At 45.4% G+C, this 16,356-nt stretch carries 12 protein-coding genes; 11 read left to right on the top strand and 1 reads right to left on the bottom strand.

Annotated elements, in window-relative coordinates; all coding sequences use genetic code 11:
- Position 1: 1 nt before the first annotated feature.
- The 7 genes from rsxC (at position 2) to BSZ04_RS13045 (ending at position 6,966) form a co-directional block, all read left to right on the top strand.
- Positions 2-2,848 carry an electron transport complex subunit RsxC gene (gene rsxC / locus BSZ04_RS13075; protein WP_088880534.1) on the top strand — a complete coding sequence of 949 codons (2,847 nt, stop codon included), beginning with the start codon at positions 2-4 and terminating at the stop codon, positions 2,846-2,848.
- Positions 2,848-3,894: an electron transport complex subunit RsxD gene (gene rsxD, locus BSZ04_RS13070; protein WP_010449405.1), complete on the top strand. Its 1,047-nt coding sequence runs from the start codon at positions 2,848-2,850 to the stop codon at positions 3,892-3,894. Before rsxC ends, rsxD begins: the two co-directional genes overlap by 1 nt.
- A gap of 7 nt (positions 3,895-3,901) precedes the next feature.
- Positions 3,902-4,540, top strand: coding sequence for an electron transport complex subunit RsxG (gene rsxG, locus BSZ04_RS13065; RefSeq protein ID WP_010449407.1), 639 nt, complete (start codon positions 3,902-3,904; stop codon positions 4,538-4,540).
- Positions 4,533-5,225, top strand: a complete 693-nt coding sequence (locus BSZ04_RS13060; protein WP_010645729.1) for an electron transport complex subunit E — start codon at positions 4,533-4,535, stop codon at positions 5,223-5,225. The genes rsxG and BSZ04_RS13060 overlap by 8 nt, the downstream gene beginning before the upstream one ends.
- A gap of 79 nt (positions 5,226-5,304) precedes the next feature.
- Positions 5,305-5,946, top strand: coding sequence for an endonuclease III (nth, locus tag BSZ04_RS13055; RefSeq protein ID WP_005536424.1), 642 nt, complete (start codon positions 5,305-5,307; stop codon positions 5,944-5,946).
- A 31-nt stretch (positions 5,947-5,977) separates the two neighbouring features.
- Positions 5,978-6,394, top strand: coding sequence for a lactoylglutathione lyase (gloA, locus tag BSZ04_RS13050; protein ID WP_005536423.1), 417 nt, complete (start codon positions 5,978-5,980; stop codon positions 6,392-6,394).
- 137 nt (positions 6,395-6,531) lie between these two features.
- A complete protein-coding gene (locus BSZ04_RS13045) occupies positions 6,532-6,966 on the top strand; it encodes a DUF2753 domain-containing protein (protein WP_010449415.1) in 435 nt (144 codons plus the stop codon).
- 107 nt (positions 6,967-7,073) lie between these two features.
- Here the strand turns inward: BSZ04_RS13045 and motY are convergent, their stop codons facing one another.
- Positions 7,074-7,955, bottom strand: coding sequence for a flagellar protein MotY (motY, locus tag BSZ04_RS13040; RefSeq protein WP_038885120.1), 882 nt, complete (start codon positions 7,953-7,955; stop codon positions 7,074-7,076).
- 305 nt (positions 7,956-8,260) lie between these two features.
- Here motY and rnt point away from each other — a divergent pair, with 305 nt between their 5' ends.
- The 4 genes from rnt to BSZ04_RS13020 all read left to right on the top strand — a co-directional run bounded on the left by rnt (position 8,261) and on the right by BSZ04_RS13020 (position 16,296).
- Positions 8,261-8,905 carry a ribonuclease T gene (gene rnt, locus BSZ04_RS13035; RefSeq protein WP_010449419.1) on the top strand — a complete coding sequence of 215 codons (645 nt, stop codon included), beginning with the start codon at positions 8,261-8,263 and terminating at the stop codon, positions 8,903-8,905.
- Positions 8,906-8,933: 28 nt separating this feature from the next.
- Positions 8,934-10,259 carry a Na+/H+ antiporter family protein gene (locus BSZ04_RS13030; RefSeq protein ID WP_010449421.1) on the top strand — a complete coding sequence of 442 codons (1,326 nt, stop codon included), beginning with the start codon at positions 8,934-8,936 and terminating at the stop codon, positions 10,257-10,259.
- 223 nt (positions 10,260-10,482) lie between these two features.
- Positions 10,483-11,826 (top strand): response regulator, encoded by a 1,344-nt coding sequence (locus tag BSZ04_RS13025; protein ID WP_088880533.1) that lies wholly within the window; start codon positions 10,483-10,485, stop codon positions 11,824-11,826.
- 39 nt (positions 11,827-11,865) lie between these two features.
- Positions 11,866-16,296 carry a transporter substrate-binding domain-containing protein gene (locus tag BSZ04_RS13020; RefSeq protein WP_088880532.1) on the top strand — a complete coding sequence of 1,477 codons (4,431 nt, stop codon included), beginning with the start codon at positions 11,866-11,868 and terminating at the stop codon, positions 16,294-16,296.
- The last annotated feature ends 60 nt before the right edge of the window (positions 16,297-16,356 follow it).

The following is a 16,356-nucleotide window of genomic DNA, read 5'->3' as shown; positions in this document are numbered from 1 at the left end:
TATGTTGTCTTTGATTGAACAAATTCGTACTGGTTCGCTATGGGATTTCCCAGGCGGCGTGCATCCGGCAGAAAACAAAAAGCAATCCAACAAAACTGAATTGGTTCATGCAGCCATTCCGTCGGAAATCGTCCTACCTCTGAAACAACACATCGGTAAAGCAGGTAATCTATTGATTGCTGTTGGTGACACAGTGTTGAAAGGTCAACAGCTAACGGCGTCAGACAGTGGTTTTACTGTTCCTGTTCATGCTCCAACTTCTGGGCAAATAACAGCTATTGAGCCACGCACTGTTGCGCACCCATCAGGTTTAAGCGAACTGTGCGCAGTGATTACGCCAGATGGTAACGATACTTGGTGTGAGAAAACGCCAGTAGCCGATTACACCCAAGAATCCGCTGATGCATTGATCGACGTGATCCGCCTTGCTGGTATCTCTGGCATGGGTGGCGCAGGCTTCCCTACCGCTAAGAAGATCCAATCGGGTATTGCACGTACCGAAATTCTTATCGTTAATGCGGCAGAATGTGAACCTTACATTACCGCCGATGACAAACTCATGCAGGAACATGCAGACGAACTGATCCAAGGTATCGAGATCGTCGAGCATATCCTTAAGCCAAAACTGACCATCATTGGTATTGAAGATAACAAGCCAGCAGCAATCAAAGCACTGGAACAAGCGGCGATGAATAAAGACATCGTGATCCGCGTTATCCCAACCAAATACCCTTCTGGTGGTGAGAAGCAGCTCATCAAGATTTTGACCAACAAAGAAGTTCCTAGCGGCGCTATCCCTGCAGATATTGGCATCCTGGTTCAAAACGTTGGTTCTCTCTACTCAATTAAACGTGCAGTGATCGATGGCGAACCTGTAGTAAATCGCATCGTGACTCTGACGGGTAAGACCTTCAAGCAACCACGTAACGTTTGGACGCTACTTGGTACGCCAGTACAAGCACTGTTAGACGAGTTTGGCTACAAAGCAGATAAGAAACTGCAGCGCCTGATCATGGGTGGTCCAATGATGGGCTTTACACTCCCCCACGCTCAGGTTCCTATCACTAAAACGGCAAACTGTATTCTGGCACCTAAGCGTCGAGAGATCGCTTCTGACCAATACGAAATGGAATGTATCCGTTGTAGCCAATGTGCGGAAGCGTGCCCTGCATCGCTATTGCCACAGCAGCTTCAGTGGTATGCAAAAAGCCAAGAATACGAAAAGCTGGAAGAGCTGAACTTAAAAGACTGTATTGAATGTGGCGCGTGCGCGTTTGTGTGCCCAAGTGAAATCCCACTGGTTCAATACTATCGTCAAGCGAAAGCTGAAATCCGTACACGCGCTCAAGAAGCGGCAGCAGCTGAACGAGCTAAGCTGCGCTTTGAAGAGAAGAAAGCGCGTATGGAACGCGAAAAAGCAGAACGTGAAAATCGCTTTAAGAAAGCCGCAGATGATCGTCGTAAAGACATGAAAGCCTCTGGCGGTGACGATGCGATTGCTGCAGCCATCGCTCGCGTGAAAGCACAAAAAGACAATGCCGAAGCCAAAGCGGAACCAGCAGTGAAACCTGCGGTTGCAGCCGCGATTGCCAAAGCGAAAGCCAAACAAGCTGCGGCGGCTCAATCTGGTGCAGCCGAGCCTGATAACTCAGAAATGGCGAAGCTACGCGAAGAACGCAAACGTCTTGCTCGCGAACGCAAAGCGCAAAAAGAACAAGGCGACGCAGCTACAGATAATGCTGACGACAAGAAGTCAGCGGTTGCCGCAGCGATTGCCCGTGCTAAAGCGAAGAAAGCTCAACAAGAAGACGCATCAGCACCTGCTGAAGCTGGTGACAAGAAAGCAGCCGTCGCGGCAGCTATCGCCAGAGCTAAAGCGAAAAAAGCACAACAAGAGGATTCAACCGAATCGGTAGAAGCTGAAGCGCCTACAGAACAAACGGAAGATCCGAAGAAAGCCGCTGTTGCCGCAGCCATTGCTCGTGCAAAAGCGCGCAAAGCTCAGCAAGAAGACTCTACGGAATCTGCAGAAGCGGAAACACCAGCAGAACAAGCTGAAGAACCAAAGAAAGCCGCTGTTGCTGCAGCGATTGCTCGTGCCAAAGCACGTAAAGCTCAGCAAGAAGCACAAACAGAATCTGTTGAAGCGGAAGCTCCTTCTGAAGAACCAGAAGTCGATCCGAAGAAAGCCGCTGTTGCCGCAGCTATTGCTCGTGCTAAAGCACGTAAAGCGCAGCAAGAGGCACAAACAGAATCTGTTGAAGCGGAAGCTCCTTCTGAAGAGCCAGAAGTGGATCCAAAGAAAGCTGCTGTTGCCGCTGCCATTGCTCGCGCTAAAGCGCGTAAAGCCCACCAAGAAGCACAAACAGAAACTGTTGAAGCGGAAGCGCCTGCAGAACAAGCTGAAGATCCGAAGAAAGCAGCAGTTGCCGCTGCCATTGCTCGTGCTAAAGCGCGTAAAGCGCAGCAAGAGGCACAAACAGAATCTGTTGAAGAAACGCCTTCTGAAGAGCCAGAAGTGGATCCAAAGAAAGCTGCAGTTGCCGCAGCTATTGCTCGTGCCAAAGCGCGTAAAGCTCAGCAAGAAGGTTCTACTGAATCTATAGAAACGGAAGCGCCTGCAGAACAAGCTGAAGATCCGAAGAAAGCCGCAGTTGCCGCAGCCATTGCTCGTGCCAAAGCACGCAAAGCTCAGCAAGACGCACAAACAGAATCTGTTGAAGAAACGCCTTCTGAAGAACCAGAAGTGGATCCAAAGAAAGCCGCTGTTGCCGCTGCCATTGCTCGTGCCAAAGCACGTAAAGCTCAGCAAGAAGCGAATAAGAACAATACTGAGGAGAACGAGTAATGTCGTTTTTTATTGCCAGTTCACCACACGCTCACAGCCGTCGCAGCACGCCTGATTTGATGAAATGGGTAGCACTGTGCGCTATTCCTGGCTTAGTGGCTCAAACCTACTTCTTTGGTTGGGGCACCATCATTCAACTTGTGTTCGCTATTGCGGTCGCAGTGTCACTTGAAGCATTAGTCATGCTTGTGCGTAAGCGTTCTCCAATACGCGCACTACGTGATAACAGTGCCATCGTGACAGCATGGCTATTAGCCGTGGCAATCCCACCATGGTCCCCTTGGTGGATCATGGTTATCGGTTTGATTTTTGCCATCGTTATTGCAAAGCACTTATACGGTGGTATTGGTCAAAACCTATTTAACCCAGCAATGGTCGCTTACGTTGTATTGCTTATCTCCTTCCCTGTCCAAATGACAAGTTGGAGCGCGCCTGTTTCATTAATGTCTGAGCATGTGACTTTTGCAGACGCGTTGTCTCTGATCTTCACTGGCTATGACTTTGATGGTTTGTCGCTGCAACAAGTTCGCGCTGGTGTGGATGGCGTAACAATGGCAACTCCATTAGATGCATTCAAAACCGGTATTCATACCGGTGCTACGCCAAGTGAGGTACTTTCACAGCCAATGTTTGGTGGGCTTGCGGGTATCGGTTGGCAATGGGTAAACCTAGCTTACTTGGTTGGTGGCCTAGTGATGATCAAGAAACGCATCATCCAATGGTACATTCCTGTTGGTTTCCTAGGTAGCTTGGCACTGTTTAGTACCGTGTTTAGCTTGATCATGCCGGGAGAAACCGCGTCACCAATCTTCCACCTACTTTCAGGTGCAACGATGTTAGGCGCGTTCTTCATCGCTACCGACCCTGTTTCAGCATCAACGACCGTGAAAGGTCGCTTGATTTTTGGTGCTCTAATCGGTGCGTTGGTATTTATTATTCGTAGTTGGGGTGGCTTCCCAGATGGCGTTGCATTCGCCGTTCTGCTTGCCAATATGTGTGTACCGTTGATCGACTACTACACCAAACCAAGAACTTACGGTCACTGAGGTAAACATGTTAACCGCTATTAGAAAAAATGGTCTGACATTGGCGATCTTCGCCTGTGCTACAACAGGTCTTGTGGCACTGACTCAGTACCTAACAAAAGATCAAATTAAGCTTCAGGAACAAAAGCAATTGCTGTCGGTTCTTAACCAAGTGATTCCGGAAGAAATGCATGACAACAACCTTGTTGCGGCATGTACTATGGTATCTGCGCCGGATCTAGGTACGGTTCGCTCGATGCCAACTTACATTGCCACTAAAGATGGCCAACCGACGGCAATGGCGATTGAGTCCATCGCACCAGATGGCTACAACGGTGAAATCAAAATCATCACTGGCATCGATAACCAAGGCAAGATCCTTGGTACTCGTATCCTAAGCCATCAAGAAACACCGGGGTTGGGTGATAAAATTGATCTACGCGTTACGGACTGGATCTTGAGCTTCACTGGTAAGCAAGTGACAGAAAGTAACTGGAATTCTTGGCAAGTTCGTAAAGATGGTGGCGATTTCGATCAGTTTACTGGCGCAACCATTACCCCTCGTGCGGTAGTGAAAGCGGTGAGAAACACAGTAAACTACGTAAATAAGTCTCGTGATGAGATTCTAAATCAGCCCCTAGACTGCGCAGGAGGCAACCATGAGTGAAAATAAACTGCTAATGAAAAACGGCATGTGGAGCAACAACCCTGCCCTAGTGCAACTTCTGGGGTTGTGTCCTCTACTTGCGGTTTCTTCCACTATTACCAACGCCCTTGGTTTGGGTATTGCAACCTTATTGGTGCTTGTTGGTTCGAACGTGACGGTTTCACTGATTCGTAACTACGTACCAAAAGAAATCCGTATTCCCGTTTTCGTTATGATCATCGCCGCCTTGGTAACTTGTGTTCAACTCCTGATGAACGCTTATGCCTACGGACTGTATCTATCTCTGGGCATCTTCATCCCACTGATCGTAACTAACTGTATTATCATCGGCCGTGCAGAAGCTTACGCATCGAAGAATGATCCATTGCCAGCAGCACTAGACGGTTTCTGGATGGGACTGGGTATGACAACAGTATTGGTTGTACTTGGTGCTATGCGTGAACTTATCGGTAACGGTACTCTATTTGATGGCGCAGACCTACTATTGGGAGACTGGGCTGCGGCACTGCGTATTCAAGTTTTCCACTTTGATAGCAGCTTCCTATTGGCATTATTGCCGCCAGGGGCTTTTATCGGCGTAGGACTTTTGATTGCGTTGAAAAACGTTATCGACAGCTCAATTCAGGCACGTCAGCCAAAAGAAGAAAAACCAGCCATTGAGCGTGCTCGCGTAACTAACGCATAATATAAGAATTCTAAAATCAAGGCTCTACCACTCGTAGGGCCTTTTTCATAAACCGCAAAGACGGGTTTGGAAGTCAGCAATGAACAAAGTCAAAAGAATTGAAATTCTCGAACGACTCCGAGAAAACAATCCCAACCCTCAGACGGAGCTTAACTGGAGCACACCGTTTGAGTTGCTTATTGCCGTACTGCTTTCTGCGCAGGCGACAGACGTAAGTGTAAACAAAGCAACAGACAAGCTTTACCCTGTAGCGAACACACCACAAGGCATTCTTGATTTGGGTGTCGATGGTTTAAAGGAATACATCAAAACCATCGGTCTATTTAATTCAAAAGCCGAAAACACCATCAAGACTTGTAAGATCTTGCTAGAGAAGCACAACGGCGAAGTGCCAGAAGATCGTGCAGCACTTGAAGCTTTGCCGGGTGTAGGTCGTAAAACCGCTAACGTGGTACTGAATACCGCCTTCGGTTGGCCAACTATTGCAGTGGACACGCACATCTATCGTGTTTCTAACCGTACCAAGTTTGCGATGGGTAAAACCGTCGACGACGTAGAAGAAAAACTTCTTAAAGTGGTGCCAAAAGAGTTTAAGCTTGATGTACACCACTGGCTGATCCTTCATGGTCGTTACACATGTGTGGCAAGAAAGCCGCGCTGTGGCAGTTGTATCATCGAAGATCTGTGTGAATTCAAAGAAAAAGTGTACCCAGACGAATAACCCCGTCTGAAACAATCGCTAGGAGCAAATAATGTCAAACGGTCGAATTCTTCACACCATGCTGCGCGTGGGTGATCTAGACAAATCTATCAAGTTCTACACTGAAGTCATGGGCATGCAGTTGCTTCGTACTAATGAAAACAAAGAGTACGAATACACGCTGGCGTTCCTTGGTTACGGTGATGAGTCTCAAGGTGCCGTCATTGAGCTGACTTACAATTGGGGTAAAACCGAGTACGACCTAGGCTCTGCATTTGGCCACATCGCAATTGGCGTAGACGATATCTACTCAACTTGCGACGCAATCAAAGCAGCTGGCGGTAACGTGACTCGCGAAGCAGGCCCAGTTAAAGGCGGAACGACTCATATCGCTTTCGTTAAAGACCCAGATGGCTACATGATTGAACTGATTCAAAATAAACAAGCATCAGCAGGCCTAGAGGGCTAACTCAGCCTCTCCTACTGAAACTCGCTATTATTTGCAGGCAGGTCTGAGACCTGCCTTTCTTTTATCAACAAATTACTTTACTTGATAATAATTATCGTTTAGATTCACCACCAACATCGACATGTGGGATAACGATAATGATCAGTGAATGGGAAAAACACACACTTCTAGCCGATACGGCACTTCAACTAGATGACCCTGTTCGTAGCATTCTTCATTACCAGCAAGCCCTTAGCCTGAGTGAAGATATTAGCGAATGCGTGGAAATAGAAGCCGACGAGCGATTATTGATTTCGGTGATTTCATGCCACAACCTTGCCCAATTTTGGCGCTGGGCAGGCGACACAGAATATGAGCTCAAATATCTTCAACTCGCTTCTGAGAAAGTGCTGACGCTGATCCCTCAATGTCCTAATACAGATTGCGCAAGCTTTATTGACTCGATTGGCTGCTGTACCAAAGCTCTTGTCGATTTCATGAAGCGCCACCCAAATCCTGCAATCGCAAAACAAGTCGAGAAAATTGATACCGCGACTAATTGTGAGATCATTGCAAAGTTTCGCCTAAACTAAAACCTATTACACAAGCTAAGCGGCAACGAATAAAACTACTAACAACGTCAAGTGGATACAAAAACGCCAGAGTCAAACTCTGGCGTTTTTATTGGTTAGCAGTTCAGTTAGACCTGGGTTCGTCCTAGAGAAATCACCACGCGACGGTTCTTATCTTTACCAATTGGAGATCCATTGTCCGCAATTGGACGACGCTTACCGTAACCTTGCACTTGGATTCTATCTTCCGGTAAACCGAGTGATTCAAAATAATCTCTCAATGACTCAGCTCTTCGCTCAGATAAGTTTTGGCTTTCACTTTTACCGTTGGTGGTATCTGTATAAGTGGCCACAAGCACTAAATCAATGTCTTGATTGTGACGCACGTAATCAGCAATTTGAGAGAGCCGTTTTTTTGATGCTTTTGTGAGCTGGTCGCCCTGGCGTTCATAATGCAAAATAGTGAACGCTATATCTTCAAAACTATATTTCAGCAAATTAGCAACGCAATCACTAAACGCATTGTACTTACTTTGAAACAATACCGATGACAGAGCCACTTCTATACGCTGATCACGGCTTTGCCAGTCTTGATAGCTAAACGTAGGATAACGGCCTTTCTCTAGCTCAGACAGAATACCCCAAGCCATTTGCCCTCCAACATAACCATCAAACTGTTTGAAAAACTTGAGGTTAGTAATGCGGTCTGCGTTCTCTCCCGGTCGCCAAGGAGGCGGCATTGATATCAGGCTCACATTACGCGTCTCACCCATTGGGCGGCGCATCTTCAATTCAAAATCTAAGTTGATTTTTTTACTCGCATGAGATGAAAACACAGCATCACCAAAGTTAGGAATAGGATGAACAAGCTGACATTCCAACGGAGTATTGACCACCATTTCCCACTGAGACTGCTGCGGTGTGGCTAAATAACGCTTCCCCATTGCCAATGCATCACTTGCACTTAGCATAGAGAGTACTGCACCACTTGTTATTAGCCATTTCTTCATTTAGATATAATCTCTTAAACGGCAGGCAATTGCCGTTGATCTGGTTCTATTGAAAACTATCGAAATAATGCAAAATTCTCGCCAACTATAATAGCTTAAGACCAAACAGAGGCCGCCTTCCACTTACCTTCTATATAAAATGAAAAATTACTTCGCCAGATTAGAGAGTTACATACCTGCTAATTCAGAGTATAAGTCTTGTTTTATATAGGCATTGTTGAATTAGATAATTATGAGAAATTGCGGTTTTTCTCATCGGTAGAATCTGCAATAATGCAGCCTTCGTCACACAAAAATAAGCCGACATGACAATAGAAAATGAAGCTCTAACCCTGAAAAAGCGTTTTCGAGGTTATTTCCCAGTGGTAGTTGATGTTGAGACCGCAGGTTTCAATGCTCAAACTGATGCACTTTTAGAAATTTGCGCCGTCACCCTAAGCATGGATGAAAATGGCGATCTGCATCCTGCCTCAACCATTCATTTTCATATCGAACCTTTTGAAGGCGCGAATTTGGAAAAAGAAGCGCTGGAATTTAACGGCATTCGTGACCCTTTTAGCCCGCTACGTGGAGCTGTTTCTGAACAAGAAGCACTAAAAGAGATTTACAAGTTAATCCGTAAAGAGCAAAAAGCAGCAGATTGCTCAAGAGCGATCATGGTTGCACATAATGCGGCTTTCGACTTAGGTTTTGTTAATGCAGCTAACGAGCGCTGCAAACTAAAAAGAGTCCCTTTCCATCCATTTGCCACTTTTGACACCGCAACATTAAGTGGACTTGCTTATGGTCAAACTGTTCTTGCCAAAGCATGCAAAACAGCAGGGATGGATTTTGACAATCGTGAGGCTCACTCAGCCCTTTACGATACACAAAAAACTGCAGAGTTATTCTGTGGCATCGTCAACAAATGGAAGGCCCTCGGCGGTTGGCCGCTTGTTGACGAAGAATAATAAATAAACACAACATATTAGGAAAAGTATGAATCCTGTCGTTATATCTGTGTGCGTCATGCTCGCGTTAGCATTGATGCGCGTAAACGTGGTGGTAGCCCTCACGTTTAGTGCCATCGTTGGTGGCCTTGTTGCAGGCATGAGCCTTGGGGATACGGTTGCCGCATTTGAAAGTGGCCTAGGTGGCGGTGCGACTATCGCACTGAGCTACGCAATGCTAGGTACTTTCGCTGTTGCGATTTCTCGTTCTGGCATCACTGACCTTCTGGCAAAAAGCGTTATTAAGCGCTTAAATGGTAAAGAGAGCTCTGCGTCGACTACTGGTCTAAAGTACGCAGTATTGGTTGCTCTTATACTTGTTACCATGTCCTCTCAAAACGTGATTCCGGTACATATCGCCTTCATTCCAATTTTGATTCCACCTCTATTAGGCGTATTCGCAAAGCTTAAGCTGGATCGTCGTTTAGTCGCTTGTGTTTTGACTTTTGGTTTGATCACGCCATATATGGTTCTACCTATTGGCTTCGGTGGTATCTTCCTAAACAACATCCTACTGAAGAACCTGCATGACAACGGTCTAACCGATGTGGTGGCAAGCCAAGTACCTACCGCAATGCTACTGCCTGGCGCAGGTATGATTTTTGGTCTTCTTACCGCAATTTTTGTTAGCTACCGTAAACCTCGTGAATACAAAGAAACAGAGCTAACGGTTGTTCATGAGACGGGCGAGACGATTAATAAACAACACATCATGGTCGCTGGTCTAGGCATTATCGCAGCACTAAGCATGCAGCTTTACACTGGTTCAATGATCATTGGTGCATTGGCTGGCTTCATGGTATTCACTTTCGGCGGCGTTATCGCGTGGAAAGAAACGCACGATGTGTTCACTAAAGGCGTACACATGATGGCAATGATTGGCTTCATCATGATTGCGGCAGCAGGTTTTGCGGCAGTAATGAAGCAAACTGGTGGTGTAGAAACGCTAGTACAATCGCTATCAACAAGCATCGGTGACAACAAGCCGCTGGCAGCACTACTGATGCTGATCGTTGGTCTGTTAGTAACTATGGGCATCGGTTCATCGTTCTCAACGATTCCAATCCTTGCGACGATCTACGTACCACTGGCTTTGGCATTCGGCTTCTCTCCAATGGCAACCATCGCACTTGTTGGTACAGCAGCTGCTCTAGGTGATGCTGGCTCTCCTGCTTCTGACTCAACGTTAGGTCCAACATCTGGCCTAAACGCAGACGGTCAGCACGAACACATTTGGGAAACAGTGGTACCAACATTTATCCACTACAACATTCCACTGATTATCTTCGGTTGGATTGCTGCAATGGTGCTATAGAGCCCTATCAACTCCCTTCTAAAAAGGCCGCCTACGCGGCCTTTTTTTATTTCTACTGTTTGCCAAAGACCTCGCCTTCAACTTAAACACGCTTACACACCTTCACAGAACAATATGCAACAAGTGGAAAAAGTATCACTCTTGGCTACACTTTAACTTCTAATAAGCCGTTGATTAAAGGATAAGAACACGGCCAATTACTATTTCGTCAAAAGGCTATGATATGGATATACTCGCCCAATCACGATATCTCATTATTGATGACAGTAGCGTTATTCAAAGTGCAACTCGAGCATTACTGATCAAACTAGGCGTACCAAATAATAACGTCATAAGTGCCGCCAATGCTCAAAACGCGATTGCTGCATGCCGTTCTCATCGATTTGATATCTTACTTATCGACCACGATCTAGGAGCAGGAAGCAACGGCCTTCAATTACTCGAATTCTTAAGACAAAAGGAACTAATAAAAGCGAGCACCTTAGTGTTTGTGGTCACTGGCAATGACACTCAAGATATCTTCTTTGGTTATTCACACTTTGAACCCGACGGCTATTTGATAAAACCTATCAGAGCAGATGATATTATCAAACGTGTCTCTCTCGCCCTTTCTCGTCAACAATTCTTTGCGACCTTAGAGCAGACCTATCTAAAACAAGATCTCAATGCCGTCAAACCACTATTTGCTCAAGCACCTGATCCAGCTACGTTAAAAGACGCGATTATCTATATGTCCAATGTATTGATAAAGCATCAACAACTCGATCAAGCGCACGCCATGCTTAATGGTCTATTGCAGCTCCATGACTATCTGCCAGCCAAAATAAAGGTTATTGAAGTTTACTTTGCTCAAAAGAGATACGAAGAGGCATTGAACAACATTGAAGCATTAATCGATGCTAACCCCCGTAATATTAAGCTGCTGCAACTCAAGGTAAAGATTTGCTTGTGTGCCAACAAAATGGAAGAAGCTCAAAAGTTGATCAATCAAGTTTTGTCTGTCAATAGTACAAATATCGAAATGACAACGACTATGGTTTGGTTGCAACTGTTCAATCGAAACACAGCCGAAGCAAATATTCATCTCAGGTCACTCGCTCGGCTTATGCCTTATTCCATCTGGGACAGCGCAGGCAAGCGAGCACTGATTCTGTGGTCAGATTATCAAAGCCTGACAGGTAAAGAACTGGCAATGTGGCGTCCAGATAGTGCATGGCAACGCCTAACTAATGTAGAAAAAACCTTACCTCTCACCAAACCACTGCAAAATCTATGCAGAAGCCTACAGCTACTCCAACTAAATCAACCAGAAACCGCTAAAGAACTCATTTGGAGTTTGTCTCATAGTGATTTTTTGGACAGTGATATCGAAGCTCATTTCTTACTTGCTATGTGTTACCAAGCAATTGGCATGCAAGAGGAACTGGAACAAGTCAGGATACAAACCAAATCGTATCTCAATAACGACGATTCAGGCTTGGCATTATTACAGCGGCTTACGTTCGAACAACTCGATAACTTTGACCTTCCCCCTTTAATAGAAACCAGTCAAGTTGCAGTCGGGTAAAACTTGGATTTGAAGTAAACACTCAACGTGAGAGAGCCTATGACAGTTCAGGTCCTACAATTCAAACGAGATAAGTTCATTGGCTTTGGATTCTGCTTGCTGATCTTTTTATGGTCAACACTCAGCTATGCAAGCATCCAAGACAAGAAGTTTACGCCGAGTCAAATCGATAGACCGGAGCTTATCGTGGGGTTGCCCGAATACGCACTTATACCTTATAGCTATCAACATCAAACAACTTCAGGCCACATGATCACCGAAGGTTTGCTAATAAGCATGCTTGAGCAAGTCTCTAATCAAGCCGGTTTTCGATACAAGATCGAGCTTTATCCTACGTTCAGTGACGTACTCAATGCCTTTCAGCAAGGCGAACTGGATTTATTAGTTGGAGTGTCTGCCACACCAGAGCGGCAAAATTACATGGCATTCAGTGAGCCGATGTTCAGTATTCGACGAGCCGTTATCACCCAACAACACAGTATTGGTGAACTCTCCGACCTGTCTGGCGCCAACCTTGCTATAGAAAAAGGTTTTGCACTTAATGATTTGCTACCTCGCCTTCTTCCTCAAAGTCAGGTTACAACATTGGATAATACCCAGGCCGCGTTTAGAGCAATCGCGGAAGGTTCAGTAGACGGATACATTGGAGACGCACTGGCATTATCAACACTACTGAAAAACTCCCCTAAAGATTCTCTCGTATTATCTATATTGCCGGATTTACCGGCTGACCACCTCCACTTCGCCGTAAAAAAGGGAAAGCACAAATTACTTAGCCGAATTAATTTCGCTCTAGAAGACATTAAATCTCACTCTGTTCAGGCGATTTATAATCAATGGCTGACGCCAGCCCAGCACGGTATGTTGCTAGAATATGGCGCGCTAAACCTCACCCAAGACGAGAAAAACTGGCTAGGCAAAAACCCCAAAATAACCGTTGGCGTAAATGCCAATTGGGCACCATATGATTTTTTAACCGGACAACAACACACCGGGTTAAGTGCTGACGTACTGGGGCTAATTGGCAACATATTAGGCGTAACCTTCACCCCAGTCGCCTATTCTTCGGAAGAAGCAAAGCAAACGGCTTTCGAAAAAGGCGATTTGATGGCACTAACGGGAGCAACCCCCTCAGCTGAAGCGCGTCGTACTATGGACTTTAGTCAACCATACAGTCATGAGCCTTGGGTGTTACTGAGCCGAGCAGAGCAACTATCGAACTTTGCACCTAATGGTCGTGAATCTGTTGCGATAATCGAGCATACTGGCGGAGCCTCCATTTTGTCTGCTTTATGTCTTACCTGCCGTCCAATTCCTTTTATCAACCATGTCTCAGCATTCCAGTCTTTACAAAAAGAGCAAACCGATTATGTTCTGGCTTCGTTGCATCACGCAGCTCCATTGTTACACAAAGACTATGTTGGCCAATTTAAAGTCTCAGGGGTTATTAGCGAGCAAAATAGTGCTCCTCTCACCTTAGCCGTCAACTTTCGGCATCCGATGCTGCTCAGCATTCTAAACAAAGCCATTGATGCCTTGCCTCCACAGGAGTTGGATAGGCTCGAAGGAAAGTGGCTAAATTACGAGTATCAAGAAGGCCTTTCCCCTCGGGAGGTTGCAAAATGGTCAGCCATTTTAGGCACTGCGATTTTGTGTATTATTCTTGGCATAGTGCTGTGGAATAGAAAAATGGCAGCGGAAATCGAGCAAAGAAAAATCGCCGAGAATAGAGCAAAAAAAGCCGAAGCACACCTACAAACACTTGCTGATAATATTAATGGTGTTGTACTTCAACATACCCATCAAGATGCGAAGTCCCCACTCGACATACACGTTAATTTTGTCAGTGCAGGCGTTCGAGATATGTTTTCCCTCTCACCTGACGCTGTTAAACAGAGCCCTATTTGTTTATTTGAACTTATCGCTCCAGGTAAGTTAGACCAGTTAGAGCAAGAGATGAGAGAGGCAATTAAAGTAGGTCGATGGGAAAGTGAGCACCTACTTGCAAACAAGCACAGTGAAGAAAAGTGGGTGCGATTTAATAGTCATATTTCAGCGACAAGACACCACCAAAAACCTCTACGATCCAGCAAGATACGAATAAGAGCGAAAGACAATAAACCACTGTTGGAGTGGAATACCGTTGTCACGGATATCACTGAGTTGAAAAAGCAGCAGCAGGCATTAGATTACGCAAGACAAAAAGCCGAAAGCGCTACAGCTGCGAAATCTCAGTTTCTTGCAACAATTAGCCATGAAGTGAGGACACCTATCAGTGGGATATTAGGCTTACTGGAATTGATGCAGGAACATAACTTAAACGACGAACTGCTGAACTTGCACGCTGGTATTCATCAATCAGCACGAAACCTACTCCACATCGTCAACGATGTTTTAGACTACTCAAAAATTGAAGCAGGTAAGCTCGAAATAACACCAACCGAAATTGAACTTGGCAAAGTACTGGCGAGGATTGTCCAACCGCAGTCTATTCACGCACAACAGAAAGGATTGGCTTTCCATTATTGGCAAGATCCTCGGCTTGTTCAAACCTTAGTAGCTGATGATATTCGCCTTCATCAAATCCTCAACAACTTCCTAAATAACGCAATTAAGTTTACTGAGCATGGCGTTATATCACTGGGACTCGATGTGCTTGAAACCACCAGCACCAAACAGACACTCAGTTTAACGGTATCAGATACAGGAATCGGTATCCCCAAAGAGAAACAACACACTCTCTTCCAACCATTTGAGCAAGTTGATAAAACCACAAGCCGTCGTTTTGGTGGTACAGGATTAGGACTGTCAATTGCTCTGAAACTCATTGAGCAGATGAACGGGGAACTAAAATTACACAGCGAAGAGGGCAAAGGAAGTCAGTTTACGCTAGTGTTAAGCTTCCCTATCGTGACTAACAAGCACCACCTCACAACTCCGGCTTTAGCGCTTCCTGAGAGCACAATCGAAATTAGTGAAGAAAATACGCAGGCAAACTCCTACTCAAATGGCGTTCTCATCGTCGGGTACTTCATACAACAAGAAGAACTATGCCGTTACATAAAACACTTAGGTCTAGAACCTAAAGTTATGAATATTAGCCAAAAAAGTCTTTTGCAAGACTCTGTCATTAACGACCAACCAAAGCACATATTTGTCGCAATGTCAGTTTGGCAGCAACTCGCCATTACCGATGCTTGGATTGAGGCTCATGCCCCAGGTACGCGTTTTACAGTCATAAACCAAAGCCCAATGTTATCACCAGAGCCTCTTGGCAAATGTTGGTGCTTATCTGTTAACCCACTTATTCCAGATAACTTAGTGCATGTGCTGACTAAACCTGTAAGTCATGAACCTCTACTTCCACCACATGAATCAGAGACCAGTCACCACATACCAAAAGAGTCACGAGAGCAAGCCGAGTTAAATGGTCGCTTAATTTTAGTTGCCGAAGATCATCCAATTAATCAGCAGGTAATCTCTAAACAACTTGAAAAAATCGGTGTACATGCCGATATCGTCGATGATGGGCAGCAAGCGCTAGATGCCCTTAAGTCCACTCGATATGGCTTACTATTAACAGACTGCCATATGCCGGCGATGGACGGCTACACGTTATCAGCAACCATTCGTAAGATTGAGCAACAATGCGATGAACAACAACGCCTCTGCGGGAGTGAGCAAGAACTATCGCATTTGCTGCCTGAAGCTGGAGTAACTTTTATTGCCCCGAGAATGGAAATCATCCAAACAGGGTGTAGTTCTTCTCCTACTACCACCGAAATAAGACTGCCAATCGTGGCATTAACAGCTAATGCAGTACAGGGGGAAGATTCCCATTGCTATGAATATGGTATGGACGACTTTTTAGTCAAGCCGGTATCAATAAAACAACTCAAGCTAACGATTGAAAAGTGGCTACCACCTATTTCAAGTACGCTATTAAATCCAGAGGTTGAACTTAGCAAAACCGCAGACAACGACAGCCATGCTTTCAGTGATCTGTTCAGCTCAATTGAATTAAGCATGGAGCAAGCGGCCACCTCAGAGCACAACCCCAACAAACCAATAGTTGCTGAACAGGCATCTTCTAAACCAGAGCAACCCCAATTCATCAATCACCAAGAACTCAAGGAGCTATTTGGAGATAGACAAATCATTGACAACCTATTACGAGAGTTTAACCAAACACTTGCAGCAGATAGTAAATTGCTCAGGCAGCTATGGAAAGAGAACCAATACAAGCCCCTAAGAACCACCGCACACAGAATGAAAGGGGCGGCACAGATGGTCACCTGCGATGCCATCGCTCGACCATTAGCTGAGCTAGAGCAAATAAGTGAAGAGATGATTGAGGAGCTAGAGTTCAGCATCGATGTTCAAACAAAGGTCGAACATCTTATTGATAAGATCTTAGATCTATCTGAAAGTTTCGAGAAAGAACTTCTGGCCACAACGGTAGAAGGCTAAGCGGATAAGCTAAAGGCAATAATGTAGGGCTCGGAAGAGTTTAACCTCAATGATAAAGCC

Source organism: Vibrio rotiferianus, from assembly GCF_002214395.1.
In the GTDB taxonomy this organism is placed as follows: Bacteria; Pseudomonadota; Gammaproteobacteria; order Enterobacterales; family Vibrionaceae; genus Vibrio; species Vibrio rotiferianus.
This window is presented reverse-complemented; position numbering and strand designations above follow the sequence as displayed.